The sequence below is a fragment of the Helicobacter pylori SA37A genome, from assembly GCF_000476015.1.
GTDB classification, from domain to species: Bacteria; Campylobacterota; Campylobacteria; order Campylobacterales; family Helicobacteraceae; genus Helicobacter; species Helicobacter pylori_DB.
Genome location: NZ_CBOO010000003.1, coordinates 1 through 18,391 on the forward strand (window position 1 = coordinate 1; position 18,391 = coordinate 18,391).

Genomic DNA, 18,391 nt, shown 5'->3' on the forward strand with positions numbered 1-18,391 from the left:
GTTAGATTTTTGTTGGTTTCGCATTCCCATGATAGTCATGTTTATGAAACTTCGCCATTTTACCATAAAATGCTTATTCTTAACTTAAAATTTATATTTTGAAAAAAAAAAACAATTTTAAGTATTTTTTACAATAAAATATCATAGAGCTTGATTTAAGAAAAGGGATTTTATCCGGTTTGAAATTGGTTTTTAAATCTTTGGTTACAATCAAGCCATTCTAATGAGAAAGAAAGGCATGTTTGAAAAGATACAAAAAGAATGGCTGAGCAACATTCAAAAAGATTTGTTGTCTGGTTTTGTGGTAGGGCTTTCTGTGATCCCAGAGACCGCTGGCTTTGCGATCATGGTGGGTTTAGATGTGGGCGTGGCGTTTTATACGACCTTTTACATGGCTTTTGTGTTGTCTCTTTTTGGGGCTAGAAAGGCGATGATTAGCGCAGCGGCCGGCTCAGTGGCGCTCATTTTGGTGGGCGTGGTTAAAAATTATGGGCTTGAATACGCGGGCGTGGCGACTCTTATGGCAGGGGTGTTGCAAATTCTTTTAGGCTATTTGAAAATAGGGAATCTTTTAAAATTTATCCCTCAATCAGTGATGTATGGCTTTGTGAACGCGCTAGGCATTTTGCTTTTAACAGAGCAATTCAAATTCCTTCAAAACCAAAATTTAGGGGTGTTTGTCTTGCTCGCTATTGGGATATTGATTATTTATTTATTCCCTTTAATCACTAAAAAAATCCCCTCTAATTTGATTTGTATCCTTGCAGTGAGCGCGATCGCTTTAATTTTTGATGTGCATGCACCGAATTTGGGGAGCATTGAGCAAGGGGTTTCAGGCTTTCATTTCATCATTATCCCCAAAAATTTGGATTTTAAAATGGTGTTAGAATTGTTGCCTTACGCTCTTTCTTTAGCGCTAGTGGGCACGATAGAAAGTTTATTGACGGCTAAAACTTTAGACGTTATTTTAAAAGACGGCGTGAGCGATAAAAATAAAGAAACTAAAGCGCAAGGCTTGGGGAATATCATCTCAGGGCTTTTAGGGGGAATGACAGGGTGCGCTTTAGTGGGGCAGTCTATCATTAACGCAAAATCCGGGGCCAAAACAAGGCTTTCTACTTTTTTTGCCGGCTTTTCTTTAATGGTGCTAATATTAGTGTTTAATGAATACATGGTTAAGATCCCCATTGTGGCGGTTGTGGCGGTGATGGTGATGATTTCTTTCACCACTTTTAATTTCCAATCCATTATGAACATTAAAAAAATCAAGCTCTATGACACGCTGAACATGCTCTTAGTCGTGGCGGTGGTTTTATACACGCATAATCTAGCGATAGGGGTTGTGGTGGGGGTTTTAGTCAATGCGTTATGGATCAAATCTAAAGGGATTGCGTGAAGTTTTATTTTAAAAAATTGGATAGCTAGAGATATGGCTCCAGATGTAGGATTCGAACCTACGACCAAGCGGTTAACAGCCGCCTACTCTACCGCTGAGCTAATCTGGAATTTCGCTCAAAAACAAAAAGAAATTTTAGTGTGTTTTTTGTAAAAAGTCAAGTAAAACGATGCCGTTATTCATTGAGAGCCAAAAAGAGAGCCAAAAAATTGGCTTTGTCCTCATTAATAATGAGAACCGATTCAACATCAATAAGCCAAAACATAATTGAGATACACGCTATAAAGTCTTCTATAAGCTAATTTAGCGCCCATAAAAGAATAGTAATTCGTGTTGATGGTGGGGATCTTCACGCCTAATTCAATGCCATGATGGATCCCTTGAAGCCTTAAACCCGTATTGAACAAGAACTGGAAATTGGTGTTGTTGATCTTGGCGCTGTAGATGCTAGTGGTGGTTTTTAAATTCACCAATTGGGAATTAAGCCATGTGGTGCCGGCTAGCGCGATGCCTCCAAAAATACCAAAAGAAATTTTGCGGTTTTGATCGGATCCGCCATTGATGAAATTCAATAAAAGATCACTGCCCGCGCCATAAGTGAAAACATTAGAGGCGGAGTTGAAAAAGTTGGATTTGATATACGCATAGTTGTAATCAAAAAAGCCATAATACCGGATCCCAAAAAATTTATTTTTCCCAAAAAATTGCTTATAGCCTAATTGCACGCCCACGCCATTCATCGCCCCGTTATTGCTTTGAGAGTTGATTAATCCCACGCTTCTAAAGGGGTTATGGCCAAACTCTTTGGTGGTGGTTTGGAATTGAGAATATTGGGTTTCGTTTAAAGAATAACTATAGCTAGACCGGCTCACCAAACTTTGAAACCCTTTAGAATTAGGCGTTTTTTGAATGGTGTTATAGATGGTTTCTAAATTGTCCCCTTTGAGGTAAGAGATAGTGTCATTGATAACGCTTGAGACTTGATTAAGGTTTTTATTGAAATCAGCGTTGTTAAACGTGCTTTGCTGGTTTTGGGGCTGGCTTGGGTCGGTTCTTCTGAATTGCTCGGCGGCTTTTTTAGCGCTATCAATCATGCTATTGATGGCGCTAAAGGTGTTGCCAAAAATATTGCATGCGTTCCCGCTTGCATTAATCCCCCATGGTGTGCCATTGCCCCCATCTACGCCTGGGCATTGGCTTTGAAGGGTGTTAATAATGGTGCTAGCTTGAGTTAAAAGCTGGTCGTAGTCATTTTCAATTTTAAGATCATTGTTTTTATTTTCTAGGGTGTTTTGGAGCAATTGAGAAATCGCATTGATTTTGTCGTATTCGCTAGTAGATAGCGAGTTATTGGCTAAATTAGAGGCTATCACTTGCCACATGCCTACTGCAGAGCTGAGCGCTGAGGATACGGCTTGATTGGCGCTATTAGGGGTCGTTTTTAATCTGCTAGCGCTCTCTTTTAGATTGTCAATCGCTTGAGCGGTGCTTGAATCAGTGCTAGAGGATGTTTGTTTGAGTTCGTTATAGCGGGTTAAAAGATTGTTCAAATTTTCGTAAGCGTTGGAGACTTTTTGGATTTCGCCGGTGTTTTTCACTTGTTGAACCGCTTCGCCGATTTGATAGCCCACGCTCATAAAAACGCCGTCATTTTCAGCCAGGAGCGATGAAACCATAAGAGAAAGTAAAATCGTTTTTTTCATAAAATGTTCCTTAAAGTAATGTTTTATTTGTAAAATCGTATCAAATTGAAACTTTATTTACAATGCATTTAAATTATGCCATAAATTTATTGAATTTTTAATAAAATTGAGCGAAAATTAAGAAATTTTGCTTTTTTTTGGATTTAAAAAGAGGTTTTTTAATGGTGAAAAATGTTTTGAGTGCTTTTTAAAATTTATCGCTCAAGGAGATCGGGGCTAAAAATTTTCAAAGCGTTTTGCAAATCTTCTTGGGTGTCAATGCCCACGCTTTGGCTTTGAACGATTTTCACTGCAATCTTTTTTTGGTAATACAAAGCCCTTAATTGCTCTAATTTTTCTGTATCCTCTAAAACGCAAGGTTTTAAAGCGCATAATTCTTCTAATATTTCTTTATTATGGAAGCCATAAATACCGATATGCCCTAAAAGGGGGGTTTGGCGTTTTGCATCAAAATCTCGTAAAAAAGGGATAAGGGAGCGCGAAAAATACAAGGCGTTATTTTGATGATCCAAAACCACCTTGACTAAATTGGGGTTTTTGGCTTGCTCTTCATCAATGACTTTAGCGCAAGTCGCCATGAAAGGGGCGTTTTTGGTGGCTTCTAATAAGGCTAAAATGACTTCTTTTTCTAAAAAAGGCTCATCGCCTTGCAAGTTTAAAACCCTTTCATCGTCTTTTAACCCTAAAATTCGCGCCGCTTCCAAACAGCGTTCCGTGCCGCTATTATGGTGTTTAGAAGTTAGCACCGCTTTAATGCGAAATTTTTGGCATGTTTGCATGATGCTTTCATCATCGCAAGCGACTACGCATTCATCTACTAGATTCGCATTTTTAGCGCAACGCACTACCATAGGCAAGCCAAAAATATCTTCTAGCACTTTATTTTCAAAACGACTGGATTTTAATCTAGCAGGAATGATAATCATCTTTAAACCTTTTTAAGCCTTATGAAAATAGGGGATTTTTATGGTATTATACCCATTAAAAGCTTATTCCTTTTATTGTAGGGGTTTTAGGCTATTGAACTTTAGGAGTTTTAATGATATTAAGAGCGAGTGTGTTGAGCGCGTTACTTCTTGTAGGCTTAGGGGCAGCCCCTAAACATTCAGTTTCAGCTAATGACAAACGGATGCAGGATAATTTAGTGAGCGTGATTGAAAAACAAACCAATAAAAAGGTGCGTATTTTAGAAGTCAAACCTTTAAAATCCAGCCAGGATTTAAAAATGGTCGTTATTGAAGATCCGGACACTAAATACAATATCCCGCTTGTAGTGAGTAAGGATGGTAATTTAGTCATAGGGCTTAGCAACATATTCTTTAGCAATAAAAGCGAAGATGTGCAATTAGTCGCAGAAACCAATCAAAAAATCCAAGCCCTTAACGCCACCCAACAAAATAGCGCGAAATTGAACGCTATTTTTAATGAAATACCGGCTGATTATGCGATAGAGTTGCCCTCTACTAACGCTGAAAATAAGGATAAAATCCTTTATATTGTCTCTGATCCCATGTGCCCGCATTGCCAAAAAGAGCTCACTAAACTCAGGGATCACTTAAAAGAAAACACCGTGAGAATGGTTGTAGTGGGGTGGCTTGGGGTCAATTCGGCTAAAAAAGCGGCTTTGATCCAAGAAGAAATGGCGAAAGCTAGGGCTAGGGGAGCGAGCGTGGAAGATAAAATCTCTATTCTTGAAAAGATTTATTCCACCCAATACGATATTAACGCCCAAAAAGAGCCTGAAGATTTACGCACTAAAGTGGAAAATACCACTAAAAAGATTTTTGAATCTGGCGTGATTAAGGGCGTGCCTTTCTTGTACCATTATAAGGCATGATATAAGGCTACTCTCATGAAAAAACCCTACAGAAAGATTTCTGATTATGCGATCGTGGGTGGTCTGAGTGCGTTAGTGATGGTGAGCATTGTGGGGTGTAAGAGCAATGCTGATGACAAACAAAAAGAGCAAAGCTCTTTAAGTCAAAGCGTCCAAAAAGGCGCGTTTGTGATTTTAGAAGAGCAAAAGGATAAATCTTACAAGGTTGTTGAAGAATACCCCAGCTCAAGAACCCACATTATAGTGCACGATTTGCAAGGTAATGAACGAGTGCTAAGCAATGAAGAGATTCAAAAGCTCATCAAAGAAGAAGAAGCCAAAATTGATAACGGCACGAGCAAGCTTGTCCAGCCTAATAATGGGGGTGGGAGTAATGAAAGCTCAGGCTTTGGCTTGGGGAGCGCGATTTTAGGGAGCGCAGCGGGGGCGATTTTAGGGAGTTATATTGGCAATAAGCTTTTCAATAACCCTAATTACCAGCAAAACGCCCAACGGACCTACAAATCCCCACAAGCTTACCAACGCTCTCAAAATTCCTTTTCTAAAAGCACGCCTAGTGCTTCAAGCATGGGCGGAGTGAGTAAGGGGCAGAGCGGGTTTTTTGGCTCTAGTAGGCCTACTAGCTCGCCGGCGGTAAGCTCTGGGACAAGGGGCTTTAACTCATAATTTAATTGATTCAAGGCTAAAAAATGCAAGTGATTCCTTTAAAACCTTTAGACAATAAGACCTTAGAAGAAATCGGCTTAGATTGGCACACGAATGACGACATGTCATCTTATATCGCTGATGAAATGGTGGTTGTCTCTCAAAAAGAAGCGGACGCTTATTATGACGCTTGTAATGAGCTTTATGATATGTTTGTAGAGACGGCTGAAGAGGCCATTAAAAACGATCGCTTTTTTGAATTGGATATTCCTAACGCGCTCATTCCTATGATCAAACAGAGTTTTGAAGAAGAAGTGCATTGGCACATTTATGGGCGTTTTGATTTAGCCGGGGGGCTTGATGGCAAGCCCATTAAATTACTGGAATTTAACGCTGATACCCCCACCATGCTCTATGAAACTGCGGTGATTCAATGGGCGTTACTCAAAGCGAATGGCTATGATGAAAACAAGCAATTCAATAACCTTTATGAAGCACTTGGCGAGAATTTCAAACGCATGGTAACTTTGGGCGAAGACACGAGCCGTTTTGAGGAAATGTATGAGGGGTGGAAAATCCTTTTTTCAAGCGTTAGGGGGAATATTGAAGAAGAGCGCACTATGCGTTTTTTGCAAGACGCTGCTCAGAGCGTGGGGTTTGAAACGGATTTTTCTTACATTGATGAAGTAGAGTTTAATGTAGAAGAGGGCGTGTTTAAAAACGGCTTGAATTATGAGTTTTTATTCAAACTGATCCCATGGGAAAACATCGCTATTGATGAGCCAGAATTAGCCCTTTTGATGCAAGGCATGATGGAAAATAAAAACACGATTTTTTTAAACCCGGCTTATACGATCCTTTTCCAATCCAAGCGTTTTTTAAAACTTTTATGGGACAGATACCCCAACCACCCCTTATTGTTAGAAACGAGCTATGAACCTTTAACCCATAAAAAGCAAATCAAAAAAGTGGCTTTTGGTAGGGAAGGAGCGAATAGTGAAATCTTTGAAGCTTCCATGCAATCGCTTTTAAAAACGGATGGCGTTTATTCTAACCACAAACCCGTTTATCAGGAGTTTTACGAGCTCAATTCGCATAACGGGTTGTATTATCAGCCTAATGTGTTTTTTGCTTATGAATCTTGCGCATTAGGGTTTAGAAAAGGGGGGTTGATCTTAGATAATTTTTCTAAATTCGTGAGCCACAGGTTGCAATAATGGTTGCAATGATGCGTTATTTTCACATCTATGCGACCACTTTTTTCTTCCCTTTGGCGCTTCTTTTTGCGATTAGTGGGCTTTCATTGCTCTTTGGGGTGCGCCAAGACACTGGCGCTACTATCAAAGAGTGGGTTTTAGAAAAATCCTTAAAAAAAGAAGAACGATTGGATTTTTTAAAAGACTTCATAAAAGAAAACCATATCGCTATGCCTAAAAAGATAGAGCCTAGAGAGCATAGGGGAGCGTTAATCATTGGCACGCCTTTGTATGAAATCAACCTTGAAACTAAAGGCGATCAAACCAAAATCAAAACCATTGAAAGGGGCTTTTTAGGCGCACTCATCATGCTGCATAAGGCTAAGGTGGGCGTTGTGTTTAAGGCGCTTTTGGGGATTTTTTGCGTGTTTTTATTGTTGTTTTATGTGAGCGCGTTTTTAATGGTGGCTTTTAAGGACACTAAACGCATGTTTATAAGCGTTTTGATAGGGAGTGTGGTGTTCTTTGGAGCGATCTATTGGTCTTTGTAAGGCTTTTAAAACACTAAAGGTGTTTTTCACAATCAAAATAAAAGAGCTAAACAAGCGATAATTTCTCATAACGCGCTCTTAGGGGGTTGGGGGGATTTTAAAAAAGGGGGTTGTAGGGGAATGATTTCAAAATATCCCTATTCTTTTATGAGTTTTAAAAACCCTATTTTTTAAAAAATTAAAGAATAACTAAACCAACAAACCCCTAAAACTCTATCTTTAAACTAAAAGCGTTTTTATCTGTCTCATCTAACAACAATTTTTGAAAGAACGCTTGAAATTTAACTATTTTTCGTTATTTTTATCAAGTCTTTTTATAGCACATGCATACCGCTCTATTATCGTGTGATTCGTGTTTATAGCGTGCTTATAATAATAACCACGCAAAAGCCATAAATTAAAACCATTGAAAAACACAACCAAACGCATATCTATCCATAGCGCAAAAACACGCTAAAACATTTTTATTTTATAGGACTTTTAAACCTAAAACCCACTTCAAGCTAACCTAACAAAAATTTACACCATAAAAATACACTACAAACACAACCAAACAACCGCAAAAAACATTCAAAAAGTTTTCTTTTTGAAAATAGACAAATCCCTAAAAACACTAAAGATCAAAAATTAATAGGGTGGGTTTCTGCTTTAGCTCTTAAAACAGAGCCAAATCTTTGAAAAGTTTTGAGTCAAACACGATGATAATTTAGGGGAAATTTAGAGGATTGATTAAGATTTTCAATACCCCCTGAGTTTAGTGAGGTTTTCGCATGCTTGTTTCATGCCTAGCTTGCAGCCCTTGTCATAAATCATTATGGCGTTTTCTTTATCTTTCATGTTGTAATACATGCCCGCTAGAGCGAAGCAACCCACTTCATCGCCCATATCGCAACCCCTTTCATAATTATCAAGGGCTTTCCTCAAGTCTTTTGGAACAGCGTCCCCTTGCGAATACATAAAGCCCATCCTAGAGCAACTCACCGCGCTCCCCATATCGCATGCTTGTTTGAAATAATCAAAAGCCTTTTGGGGATCTTTTTTGACATACCTGCCTAACATATACATAGAGCCTAAACTCGCGCAACCACCAGAATTGTTTAAAGCACAAGCTTTTTGCAAATAATCAAACGCCACTTCAAAATCTTCATCAAGCCCTGCATCGCCATTTTCAAACAAACTCCCTAACGCGCGGCAAGCCTGCCCATCATCCAATCGGCATGCTTTCAAATAATAGATGACGGCTTTATGGTTGCTTTGTTTGACTTCTAAAAAGCCTTTTTCATAAGCCACGCCCAAAACATAACACCCCTTAGCCATATCAAAATTACAGCTTTTTTGGTAGTAGGTAACCGCTTGATCGGCATTGCCTTTGATTTTTCTATCATAAATAATGCCTAAATTGTAGCAACTCTCAGGGTGTTTTAAAATGCATGCCTTAGCGTAAGCGTCAATCGCTTCTTGATAATTTTGAGCCGTGCCTAACCCCTCATCATAAAGCCCCCCTAAACCAAAACACCCTTCTTTATCATCAGCCTGGCATGCGGTTTTATAATATTCTAGGGCTTTTTTATAATCTATTCTAGTGCCTTGCCCGTTTTCATAAATGATTCCTAATTGCGTGCAACCTTCACTCACCCCATCGTTGCATGCTTTTTTAAAATAAGACGCTGCTTTAGAATAATTCCCGCTTTTATAGGCTCTTTCACCAATCCCTAGAAAACTATTATCTTGTTTCGCCCACAAATGAGCTTGCAAGATCCAAAAAAGCAGTCCCCCAACTAATACTTTTAAAATTTTAATATTCATTTTTGCCTTCTTTTATAATTTTAATCCTTGAGAGCGCTCAATCAGACTTTTAAATAACAAATTAAAAACAAAATATAACGCCTTATTTTAGCATAAATCAAGCGCTTTTACTAAGGCTTAGGGAGATCCTTACGCTCTTCTTTATGCTCTAAAGAGGTGATATAAAGATAAATCGCTTGGATTTCTTCTAAATTGAGATTGTATTTAGGCATCATGCCTTTGCCCAAACTCAAGGCGTCTTTAAAGGTTTTAAAATCCAAATGGTTGATTTTAGGGGCGTAGAGAATTTTTTTTTCGCCTTTTTCATAATAAAAAGTGATTTCTTGTTGTTCGCCTTTAATGCCATGGCATTTCGCACACGCAACACCCCTAGGGTTTTTATAAAAAAGAGCCATCCCGTATTCCAAATCAGAGATGAAATCCGCTTCTTTAGCGCCTAAATTGAATAAGCTTATAACTAATGCGATAAACAAACGCATTAAAACAACTGCGCCTTTTCTAAAATCTCTTTCGCCCCGCTTTGCAAAAATTCTTCTAAAAGCTCTTGAACTAAATCAAACGCCCTAGTTTTATCCCCTCGCTTTTCTTTAGTGATGACTTCTTTCCCATTGGGCAAGCCTAAAACCGCCTGGATTTTAACCCTATCGCCCATTAAACTCGCATGCACGCCTATAGGGATCTGACACCCCCCATTAAGCCCCTTGATAAACTCCCTTTCTAAACGGCAGCAAAACGCGCTTTCTTCATCATTGAGTTTTTGAAGCGTGGCAAAATGCTTGTGGCTTTTGAGCATTTCTACCCCTAAAGCCCCCTGACCCATGCTAGGAATCATTTCTTCTACGCTAAAAGCCTTGCGGTATTTCGCTCCTTGAATTTCTAAACGCTGCAGTCCGGCTTCAGCTAAAATGATAGCGTCAAATTCTCCGCATTCAAGCTTTTTCAAACGGGTTTGGACATTCCCCCTTAAGCTTTCTGTATCTAAATCCTGGCGTTTCAGTTTGAGTTGCATGGAGCGCCTTAAAGAAGTCGTGCCAACCTTGGCTCCTTTAGGCAAGCTCATCAAATCAGGGAATTTCACGCTTAAAAAAGTGTCCCTCACATCAGCCCTTTTGGTGATGCATGCCAAGTCTAACCCCTTTTCAAACACGACCGGCACATCTTTTAAAGAATGCACCGCCAAATCAATTGCGCCTTTTAAAAGCAATTCTTCCAATTCCTTAGTGAATAGCCCCTTACCGCCAATCTTATTTAAAGGTGCATCTAAAATCTTATCGCCTGTGGTTTTAACGATTCGAATCTCGCTTTCCATAGAGCATTCTTCTTTCAGGCGTTCTTTAATGTGATTCGCTTGCCATAAGGCCAATTCGCTCCCCCTAGAGCCAATCACTAATTTTTCCATTCCCTCCCCCTTATTCGCTCTCTAACATTTCTAAAATTTTTTCTTCTAATTCGGTGTCTTTGATTGTTTGTTTTTCTAAATTAGCGCGTTTGATGCATTCAAATTCTTTATTCTCTAAAGTTTGCTTCCCAACAATCAACGCTAATCGTTCCCCAATCAATTCAAAATCCCTCATCTTCGCCCCAAAACGCACGTCTCTGTCATCTAACAGCGCATCAACGCCCTTTTGGAGCAGCCTTTCATACACTTCAAAAGCGAGTTTTTTTTGCACTTCATCTTTCCAGTTAGAAACCACGATCACCACATCAAAAGGAGCGGTATTTTTCGTCCACACACAGCCTAGATCATCGCTTTTTTGCTCTAAAATCGCGCTGAGCAACCGGCTAATGCCTATCCCATAGCACCCCATTTCAAAAAATTGCTCCTTACCATTCTTATCCAAGAAACTCGCCTTCAAGCTTTTAGCATAGCCTTGCCCGAGTTTGAAAATATGCCCCACTTCCAAACTCTTATGGTATTTCAACGCTCCTTGACAATTAGGGCAATGATCGCTCTCTTTAACCTGAACAATATCCGCATAAACAAGATTTTCAAACCCTTTTAAATCCACGCCCACCGCATGAAAATCCTTTTCATTAGCCCCAACGATTAAGCAGTCGCCCTCTTTTAAATCTTCATCAAAAATGATATAAGAAACATGCTTTTTCAAGCCATAAGGCCCTATAAAGCCCGCTATTAGCCCTGCTTTATTTAAATCTTCTTCATTGGCCTCTCCTAATTCCAAAGCGTTCGCCCCTATAATGTTCAAAGCATTTAGGGCTTTAGTCTCTTCTAAATTGTCATCGCCCCTAACAAAAAAGCACGCTAGGGTTTCTCTATCTTTATGGATCACTTTTTTAACAAGTGCTTTTAAAACAAAATAAGGCTCTGTTTTAAAAAACTCCGCCACGCTTTGAGTGCTAGTGGTATTAGGGGTAGGGAATTTCACTAATTGCGCTTTGGGGACATTTAAAGGCTCAGGCCTTTTAGAGCGTTTAGCGATTTCAATATTGGCGGCATAATCGCAATTTTGACACACCACGATCGTGTCTTCCCCGCATTCTGTTAAAACGACAAATTCCCTGCTTTTACTCCCTCCAATCGCCCCGCTGTCCGCTTCCACGATGCGAAAATCCAAACCCAAATCGCTTAAAATCTCTTTATAAGCGTTTTGCGTGTTTAAAAATTCCTTATCCAAGCTTTCAGTATCTTCATGAAAGCTATAACCATCTTTCATGATAAATTCCCTCGCTCTCACTAGCCCGAATCGTGGGCGGATTTCATCACGGAATTTCGTGTGGATTTGATAGAGATGCACGGGTAATTGCTTGTAGCTTTTAATGAAATTAGAGGCAATTTCGGTGATATTTTCTTCTAAAGTGGGGCTTAAAACAAAATCATTGTCTTTTCGGTCTTTAAAAACCAATAATTCCTTGCCGTATTTATCCAAACGGCCTGATTTTTCCCACAAACTCGCCAAAACCACAAAACTCATTAAAATATTTTGCGCCCCATGCTCTTGCATGCGTTTGTGCGTGATGTTTTCTATCTTGTCTAGCACTTTTTTAGCTAAGGGTAGGAAGTTATAGATCCCGCTGCCTACTTGATAGATGTATCCTGCTTGAGCTAAGTGCTTATGGCTTTTTAACACGGCGTCTTTTGGGGGTTCTTTGAGCGTTGGGGCAAAGAGTTTTGAAAATAGCATGCATTATTCCTCGTAATATTCGCATTTATAGAGATTCAAATTCTGGGCATGATTAGCGTTAGATTTGTCTAAATTAAACAAGTTTTTAATCGCGCCCACAAGCACATCGGATTCTTCTTTTTGAGCGTTCTTTTTTAAGGCGATGGTAGGGTGGTGTAAGAAAGTATTGAATGCGTTGTGCAAAATCTTTTCAATGTTGCCTTCGTATTCTTTAGGCACATAGCGTTTTTTGAGCGCCTTTTGCAATTCCTTTTGGGCCGAAATCCTAGCTAATTCCCTTAAATCCTTAATCACAGGCTCTACTTCTAAACTTTGGATCCATTGGTAAAATTCCATCGTGGCAAGCCCTACAATCTCATAAGCTTTCGTTCTACTCTCTTGCCTGTTTCCCACATTTTCTCTCACCATAGGCTCTAAATCATCAACGCTGTATAAGAAAATATTATTGAATACCGGCTTTTCAATATTTCGTGGCACGGCTAAATCAAACCAAAAACGCCTGAAAATCGTTTCTTTTAACATGGAATTTCGCACGATAAAGTTCGGCGAAGAAGTGGCACAAAAAAGCAGTTCGTATTCATTGATATAAGTTTTTAAATGTTCTATATTTTGAAAGCTCACTTTTTTAGGCTCTTCTAATCCTTTGACAAAATCTTCAAATTTAGCCGCATTACGCCCTAAAATAAGCGCTTCAAATTGCTTGTTTAAAAGGTGTTTGATGACCAATTGAGCCATCTCGCCAAGCCCTATCACAAGGGCTTTTTTATCTTTAATCTTTTCTTTTTCAAAAATATTAAGTGCTTCTTTGACGGCTACTGAAGAGATGGAGACCCCTTGCTTGGAAATGCCGGTTAGATTGCGCACTTTAGCGGCGCATTTGAAAGCAAAATGGAGCAATCGGGTTAAATCTTTGGAGCAAAATTTCTCTTCAAAGGCGAATTTATAGGCGTTTTTCATCTGCCCTGTGATTTGAGTTTCCCCAACCACCAAGCTATCCAAACTGCTGCACACGCTAAAGACATGATGAACCGCGCTTTCATCAGTGTTGATTAAAACGCATTTTTCTAAATCAGACACGCTCATTTTTTTATTTTGAGCCAGGATTTTTAATAACGCGCTTTTTTGCTCATGAGTATTAGCGCCGTGTTTCAGGCTCGCATAGATTTCAAAGCGGTTGCATGTGGATAATACCATGCACTCTTTGATATTAGGGCAGTGGGTTTTAATGGTTTGTAAAAATTCTTTAAGCGTTGCACTCGAATTGATAGCGAGTTTTTCTCGCATTTCTAAGCTCATGCTTTTATGCGTAAAGGCTAGGGTGAAATATTTTGACAAATGAGTTTCTAACTCCATTAAAAAGTCCTATAAATGACATCTTGCGCTAGTTTTTCTAAAATCAAATTGTTTTCCCCTTTAATGGCTTCAAGGGCCTTTTTAGAATAAACTTGAGCGATTTTAAGGGTTTCTTCTATGATACCATATTGCTTGAATTTTTCCTTAGTCCATTCTATGATCTCATGACTATCTTGTTTAAAATAAGAAATTAAAAGCCCTTGTTCATGCTGATTCAATTTTTCATATAAAAGCAAGTAGGGTAAAGTGGTCTTGCCTTCTTTAAAATCGCTAAAATTGGGCTTACCTAGAGTTTTGGCGTCTTGAGTGATGTCTAACAAATCATCAATGATTTGAAACGCCATGCCAAAATGCAACCCAAAATCCGCATATATTTTGGCGTCTTTATTTAAAAGAATCGCCATGCTTTTTAGGCTCGCTTCTATGAAATGGGCGGTCTTGTCTTCTAAAATACGCCAGTATTTTTGTTTGTCGCTATTAAAACTTTCCCCCACAAACACGTCTTCAATCTCGCCCCTAGAGAGCCTTAAAACCGCATTAGAGAGGGCTTGAGCGATTGCTTCGCCCATTTTGGATAGTTCAAAAAAGGCTTTGGAATAAAACACATCCCCAAGCATCACGGCGTTAAAATTCCCAAAAAGAGCGTTAATGCTAGGGAGCTTTCGGCGCATGGTCGCCTTGTCAATCACATCATCATGCAACAAAGAAGCGGTCTGTATCATTTCCACAATCGCGCACAAATTGAGTGATTTATCCAATAAAATAGCGTCTGTTTTTTTATCTAACAAAGCGAGCATGAGTTTAGAGCGCAACATTTTTGAAGGGCCAATCTTAGAAAACAATGCATCTATAAAGCCGCTTTCAATTTCTTTGATCCAAGAAGCGATTCTATTTTGAATGGCTTGAAGTTGTTTTTCTTGCATGCAAATTCCTTAAGGCTCTTTAGGAGAAAAAACAAGGGGCATAAGGGCTAAAAGCCTTAAAGCGGCTTTATCTTCTTTAAAATTTTTAAACACAAGCGACAGAGCGCTGTTAGAAGAAAATTTTTCTTCAAAAACTTTGAGATTATAGGTGTTTCTCGCATGATCGGTGTATAAAATAAACTGGTAAGGGAAATGGTTAAAACGCATGTTGATGACTAAACCTTTATTTGCATATAGCGTCCAATAGAGTGTGATTTCTTTGGTTTGTTCATTTGAAGTGTCTTTGATGATCGCTTTAAAGACTTCATCTTTTTTTAATTCTAGCGTTTTATCGATCCCATAATCAAGCCCAAACGCCTTTAAAAAAAAGAGAAATATCAAGCCATAGCGGATAAGCTCATTCATTCCCACTGAGAATATTCGCCATGGATTGGATCACAATGTCTGTTTTTCTGCTCTCTATTTTTTGTTGCAACTCTTCATCCATTCTTAAAGCTTTAGCGAAAGATTCAAACTTTTCTTCCAAGTCTTCTTTTTCTATAAAAGTTTCCAAAAGAGCCAAAAGCTCTAAAAGCCTTTCTAGCTCTTTTTTAGAAAGCTTTTTACTCGCATGAAAAATAATGTCATTCCACTTGTCTAAGGGGTTTCCCTCAAAAATTTCAAGCTCACTATAATCCCTCATGCTGGCTTCTTTTTATTGGCTTAAGCCAAATGGGCTTCTAGCATCCAAATGGATTTTTGCAACTTGGCCAATTGATCGTCCGCATAAGTTACGGTGACTTTATCGCCTTCTTTTTCAGCGGTGTTAGAAAGCTCTTTAAATTCTTTTTCTAGGTGTTTGTAATCGCCTAGAATTTCTTTAAAGATGTCTTTAGAGTGGAAGCTCGTTTTAGTTTCTTCTTTAACACGAGTGAGTTTGAGTGCTTCAGATAAAGTGACTAAGGGGTGGTGTCCTAATTGAGCGATCCTTTCAGCGAGATCATCAAACATGTCCGCAAACTCTTCATAAATTTCTTCAGTGGCTTTATGCACATTGAAAAAATCAGTGCCTTTCACATTCCAATGGAAGTTATGCACTTTCATAAACAACACGATCGCATCCGCTTGCAAATGTTTTAAAATTTCAAATGTTTTCATCAAAAGTCCTTTTTTTAAAATTGTTTTAGGCTTTTACTTTCATAAAAACCTTGATCGCTATCCTACACCAAAAGAGTTAATGAAAAATTGTTTTGATCTTATTTTTGTCAAAAACTGATAAACCCTATTCAATTTATTTAATATTATTTAATCTTTTTAAAATTTTGTTTTATAGTAAAACTCATTTTTTAAGGGGGATATTATCACTCAAGAAGCGTTAAGAATCTTAATTTCAAAGGTTTTTTCTTGATTTTCTAATAGCACAATGCTCCCTTCATGGGCTTTAACGACTTGTAAAGACAGGGCTAACCCTAGGCCATTCCCCTTTAATTTAGTGGTTTCAAAAGGCTCAAATAAAGCGCTTTTGTTTTCCACTTCCTTACCATTATCAATAATGGTGAAGACAATAAATTCATTTTGAATGAACGCTTCAATTTTGACTTGACCCTGTTCGCTCTCTTCTAAGGCTTCAATCGCATCAATAGCGTTATACAAGAAATTTTGCAACACAATCCCCATCAAATCAAAGTCAAAAAACCCTTCTTCGTCGCTAAAATTAAAAAGAAAATCAATGTCTTTGGAGTAAGTGTAGCAATTTAGGGCTTCTTTGAGATCGCTTTCTAGCGTTTTCAAACTTTGCTTGGTGCGGTTGGCTTGAATGCCTTTAGAAAAAAGCAAGGTGGCTTTAATGATTCTTTCCACGCGCCATAAAGCTTTTTGCAATTCTACAACAATGGGCTTAGTCTTTTCGTTCGCATGCTTTAATAACACCGAAGCTAAAAGGGAGATAGAGCCTACAGGGTTTCTGATCTCATGGGCTAAATGCGCTGAGATTTTCCCCATAGAAGCGAGCCGCTCTTGGCGTTTTTGAGCGCTAATATCGGTTGCGGTGATGATTTGCTTGCCTTGAATGCTGTTTTGCTGGACTAAATAGCTTTTATTTTCATGCTCAATTTCAGTGTTAAAATTTTCTAATTTAGCCTTATTGAACACCTCATGGCTTTGATTGGCTAAAGAATTTTTATAAAAAAAGCTCCCGTTTTCATTCACCACCCAAATCGCTTGCGGTAAAATCTCTATGACCCATTCATAAAGGGCTTTATAATCCTTAAACTCCTTTTCCACCTTGTAGCTTTGTAAAATGAATTGGTTTAAAAGCCCTAGCAATTCTTGCATGTCTTTTTTATTGGAAAAATTTTCTAATAAATCTTCGCTCTCTTTGGGTTTAAAATTTTCTAATGAAATCACATTATCCTCTTTTTTTAACAACCCCTTGAAAGAAGAAGCCTTATCAGAGCGTTTCAAAGGGGAGTTTTTTAAATAAGAGCGTTTTAAGCGCTTGGATTTTTTCATGGTTTTTGTTTTTCTTGCTCTTTTAAGAAATTAAACAGCATTTCGCTATAGCCAAAATTCCCGCTCAATTCTTTAGAAAGGGTGTCCTTATACATGGATGTGTAAATCTCATCGCCTGGGGCTTTAGGATACAAAGGGTTATCCATTTTCATAGCAGTATCTAGCATGAATTTTAAAAGCAACGCTTCAAAAGAATCGGTTTGTTCTTTGAGGAGCTTGTCGTTTTTATTTTGAGCTAGCGCTTTTAATTTCTCTTCGCTCGCTAATTTAGAAACGTTGTATTGCTCTAACATGGCTTTATTGTTGTTTATCATAATATCTCCATTTCAGCGCTAATCGCGCCGCTTTTTTTTAGGGCTTGCAAGATGGAAACCATCCCCTTAGCGCTCACGCCAATTTTTTGTAAGGCTTTTACCACCCCGGCAATGGTGATGCTTTTCCCGTTAGAGCTCAGCGTGTTGTGAGCGGTGTCTAAGGACATGTTATTGTCTAAATCCTGCGTGTTTTTAGAGTCATTTAAAGGCTCTTTAGTGATTTTAAGCGTGATGTCTTGGCTTGTAACCACTATAGGATGCACTATTATATCCACTCCTGAAACGATCGTGCCTGATTTTTCATCTACAATGATCTTATTTTTCGCGCTGTAATTAATAGGGATTTCTTGCACTAAGGCTAAAAACTCTACCATAGAAAGACGCTCTGGGCGAGTGATTTGAATGGTTTTTGGATCTAGTGCTATGGCTACTTTATTGCCAAATACCTTATTTAAAGTGTTTTGCACTTGGATAGCGTTTTTAAAATTGGGGTTTTTCAGGCTTAAAGTCATGGCGTTTTTGTGGAACAAATCATACGAAACTTCCCTTTCAATAGTCGCTCCGTTGATGATATTGGCTGAGAGCAAGTTATTAGAATTGCCCGAAACGATAGCCCCTTGAGCGAGGGCGTAAATATTCCCATCTACCGCATTTAAAGGGGTCATCACCAAAGTCCCTCCCTGAATGGATTTCGCATCGCCAATAGAAGAAATGTGAATATCAATTTTATCGCCCTGTCTTGCAAAGGGGGGCAAGGAGGCTGTAATCATCACGGCAGCGACATTTTTAGATTTAATATCATCTGCAGAGATCTTGACATTCACGCTCTCTAGCATGTTAGAAATGGATTGCATGGTGAATTTTGAGCCGGATTTATCCCCTGTGCCATTTAGGCCAATCACAAGCCCATAACCAATCAGCTGGTTATCCCTTACGCCCACCACGCTCGCTATATCGCCTATTTTTTCGGCCAAAAGCTCGTGAAAGGCTAATACAAAAATAAGACACAAAAACACCCGTTTCAATCAAACCCT

At 38.8% G+C, this 18,391-nt stretch carries 19 protein-coding genes and 1 tRNA gene; 5 read left to right on the plus strand and 15 right to left on the minus strand.

What is annotated here, in order from left to right; all coding sequences use genetic code 11:
- Window positions 1-238: 238 nt before the first annotated feature.
- Window positions 239-1,396 carry a SulP family inorganic anion transporter gene (locus QT76_RS02040; protein ID WP_033616390.1) on the plus strand — a complete coding sequence of 386 codons (1,158 nt, stop codon included), beginning with the start codon at window positions 239-241 and terminating at the stop codon, window positions 1,394-1,396.
- A 34-nt stretch (window positions 1,397-1,430) separates the two neighbouring features.
- On the opposite strand, the gene QT76_RS02045 is transcribed toward QT76_RS02040, so the two are convergent.
- From QT76_RS02045 to kdsB, 3 genes are all read right to left on the minus strand, one after another.
- Window positions 1,431-1,505 (minus strand) — tRNA-Asn (locus tag QT76_RS02045).
- Window positions 1,506-1,644: 139 nt separating this feature from the next.
- Complete coding sequence (gene hopA, locus QT76_RS02050; RefSeq protein ID WP_033616391.1) at window positions 1,645-3,099, minus strand: porin HopA; 1,455 nt, start codon at window positions 3,097-3,099, stop codon at window positions 1,645-1,647.
- A 194-nt stretch (window positions 3,100-3,293) separates the two neighbouring features.
- Window positions 3,294-4,025: a 3-deoxy-manno-octulosonate cytidylyltransferase gene (gene kdsB, locus QT76_RS02055; RefSeq protein ID WP_033616392.1), complete on the minus strand. Its 732-nt coding sequence runs from the start codon at window positions 4,023-4,025 to the stop codon at window positions 3,294-3,296.
- A gap of 113 nt (window positions 4,026-4,138) precedes the next feature.
- Between kdsB and dsbK the strand changes: the two genes are divergently transcribed.
- Genes dsbK through QT76_RS02075 form a run of 4 tightly spaced genes read left to right on the plus strand, consistent with a single transcriptional unit; the run spans window position 4,139 to window position 7,328 of the window.
- On the plus strand, window positions 4,139-4,936 hold the full coding sequence (gene dsbK, locus QT76_RS02060) for a protein disulfide-isomerase DsbK (protein ID WP_033616393.1): 798 nt from the start codon (window positions 4,139-4,141) through the stop codon (window positions 4,934-4,936).
- 15 nt (window positions 4,937-4,951) lie between these two features.
- On the plus strand, window positions 4,952-5,602 hold the full coding sequence (locus QT76_RS02065; RefSeq protein ID WP_033616394.1) for a UPF0323 family lipoprotein: 651 nt from the start codon (window positions 4,952-4,954) through the stop codon (window positions 5,600-5,602).
- 23 nt (window positions 5,603-5,625) lie between these two features.
- Window positions 5,626-6,798, plus strand: a complete 1,173-nt coding sequence (locus QT76_RS02070) for a glutathionylspermidine synthase family protein (RefSeq protein ID WP_001197157.1) — start codon at window positions 5,626-5,628, stop codon at window positions 6,796-6,798.
- Window positions 6,798-7,328, plus strand: coding sequence for a hypothetical protein (locus QT76_RS02075; RefSeq protein ID WP_033616395.1), 531 nt, complete (start codon window positions 6,798-6,800; stop codon window positions 7,326-7,328). Before QT76_RS02070 ends, QT76_RS02075 begins: the two co-directional genes overlap by 1 nt.
- A 738-nt stretch (window positions 7,329-8,066) precedes the next feature.
- On the opposite strand, the gene hcpE is transcribed toward QT76_RS02075, so the two are convergent.
- The 12 genes from hcpE to QT76_RS02135 all read right to left on the minus strand — a co-directional run bounded on the left by hcpE (window position 8,067) and on the right by QT76_RS02135 (window position 18,382).
- On the minus strand, window positions 8,067-9,134 hold the full coding sequence (hcpE, locus tag QT76_RS02080; RefSeq protein ID WP_033616396.1) for a Sel1-like repeat protein HcpE: 1,068 nt from the start codon (window positions 9,132-9,134) through the stop codon (window positions 8,067-8,069).
- Window positions 9,135-9,244: 110 nt separating this feature from the next.
- On the minus strand, window positions 9,245-9,613 hold the full coding sequence (locus tag QT76_RS02085; RefSeq protein WP_033616397.1) for a c-type cytochrome: 369 nt from the start codon (window positions 9,611-9,613) through the stop codon (window positions 9,245-9,247).
- Window positions 9,613-10,533, minus strand: coding sequence for a hydroxymethylbilane synthase (gene hemC, locus QT76_RS02090; protein ID WP_033616398.1), 921 nt, complete (start codon window positions 10,531-10,533; stop codon window positions 9,613-9,615). Before hemC ends, QT76_RS02085 begins: the two co-directional genes overlap by 1 nt.
- A gap of 10 nt (window positions 10,534-10,543) precedes the next feature.
- Window positions 10,544-12,277, minus strand: a complete 1,734-nt coding sequence (gene proS, locus QT76_RS02095) for a proline--tRNA ligase (protein WP_033616399.1) — start codon at window positions 12,275-12,277, stop codon at window positions 10,544-10,546.
- 3 nt (window positions 12,278-12,280) lie between these two features.
- Window positions 12,281-13,630, minus strand: coding sequence for a glutamyl-tRNA reductase (gene hemA, locus QT76_RS02100; RefSeq protein ID WP_033616400.1), 1,350 nt, complete (start codon window positions 13,628-13,630; stop codon window positions 12,281-12,283).
- Window positions 13,630-14,553: a polyprenyl synthetase family protein gene (locus QT76_RS02105; RefSeq protein ID WP_033616401.1), complete on the minus strand. Its 924-nt coding sequence runs from the start codon at window positions 14,551-14,553 to the stop codon at window positions 13,630-13,632. The genes hemA and QT76_RS02105 overlap by 1 nt, the downstream gene beginning before the upstream one ends.
- Before the next feature lie 9 nt (window positions 14,554-14,562).
- Window positions 14,563-14,958, minus strand: a complete 396-nt coding sequence (locus QT76_RS02110) for a hypothetical protein (protein WP_033616402.1) — start codon at window positions 14,956-14,958, stop codon at window positions 14,563-14,565.
- A complete protein-coding gene (locus tag QT76_RS02115) occupies window positions 14,951-15,235 on the minus strand; it encodes a DUF2018 family protein (RefSeq protein WP_001206051.1) in 285 nt (94 codons plus the stop codon). The genes QT76_RS02110 and QT76_RS02115 overlap by 8 nt, the downstream gene beginning before the upstream one ends.
- A gap of 20 nt (window positions 15,236-15,255) precedes the next feature.
- Complete coding sequence (dps, locus tag QT76_RS02120; protein ID WP_000846455.1) at window positions 15,256-15,690, minus strand: DNA starvation/stationary phase protection protein; 435 nt, start codon at window positions 15,688-15,690, stop codon at window positions 15,256-15,258.
- Window positions 15,691-15,897: 207 nt separating this feature from the next.
- Window positions 15,898-17,043, minus strand: a complete 1,146-nt coding sequence (gene flgS, locus QT76_RS02125) for an acid survival sensor histidine kinase (RefSeq protein WP_033616403.1) — start codon at window positions 17,041-17,043, stop codon at window positions 15,898-15,900.
- Window positions 17,040-17,357 carry a hypothetical protein gene (locus QT76_RS02130; RefSeq protein WP_000609412.1) on the minus strand — a complete coding sequence of 106 codons (318 nt, stop codon included), beginning with the start codon at window positions 17,355-17,357 and terminating at the stop codon, window positions 17,040-17,042. The genes flgS and QT76_RS02130 overlap by 4 nt, the downstream gene beginning before the upstream one ends.
- Window positions 17,354-18,382, minus strand: coding sequence for a flagellar basal body P-ring protein FlgI (locus tag QT76_RS02135; RefSeq protein WP_033616404.1), 1,029 nt, complete (start codon window positions 18,380-18,382; stop codon window positions 17,354-17,356). Before QT76_RS02135 ends, QT76_RS02130 begins: the two co-directional genes overlap by 4 nt.
- Window positions 18,383-18,391: the final 9 nt, after the last annotated feature.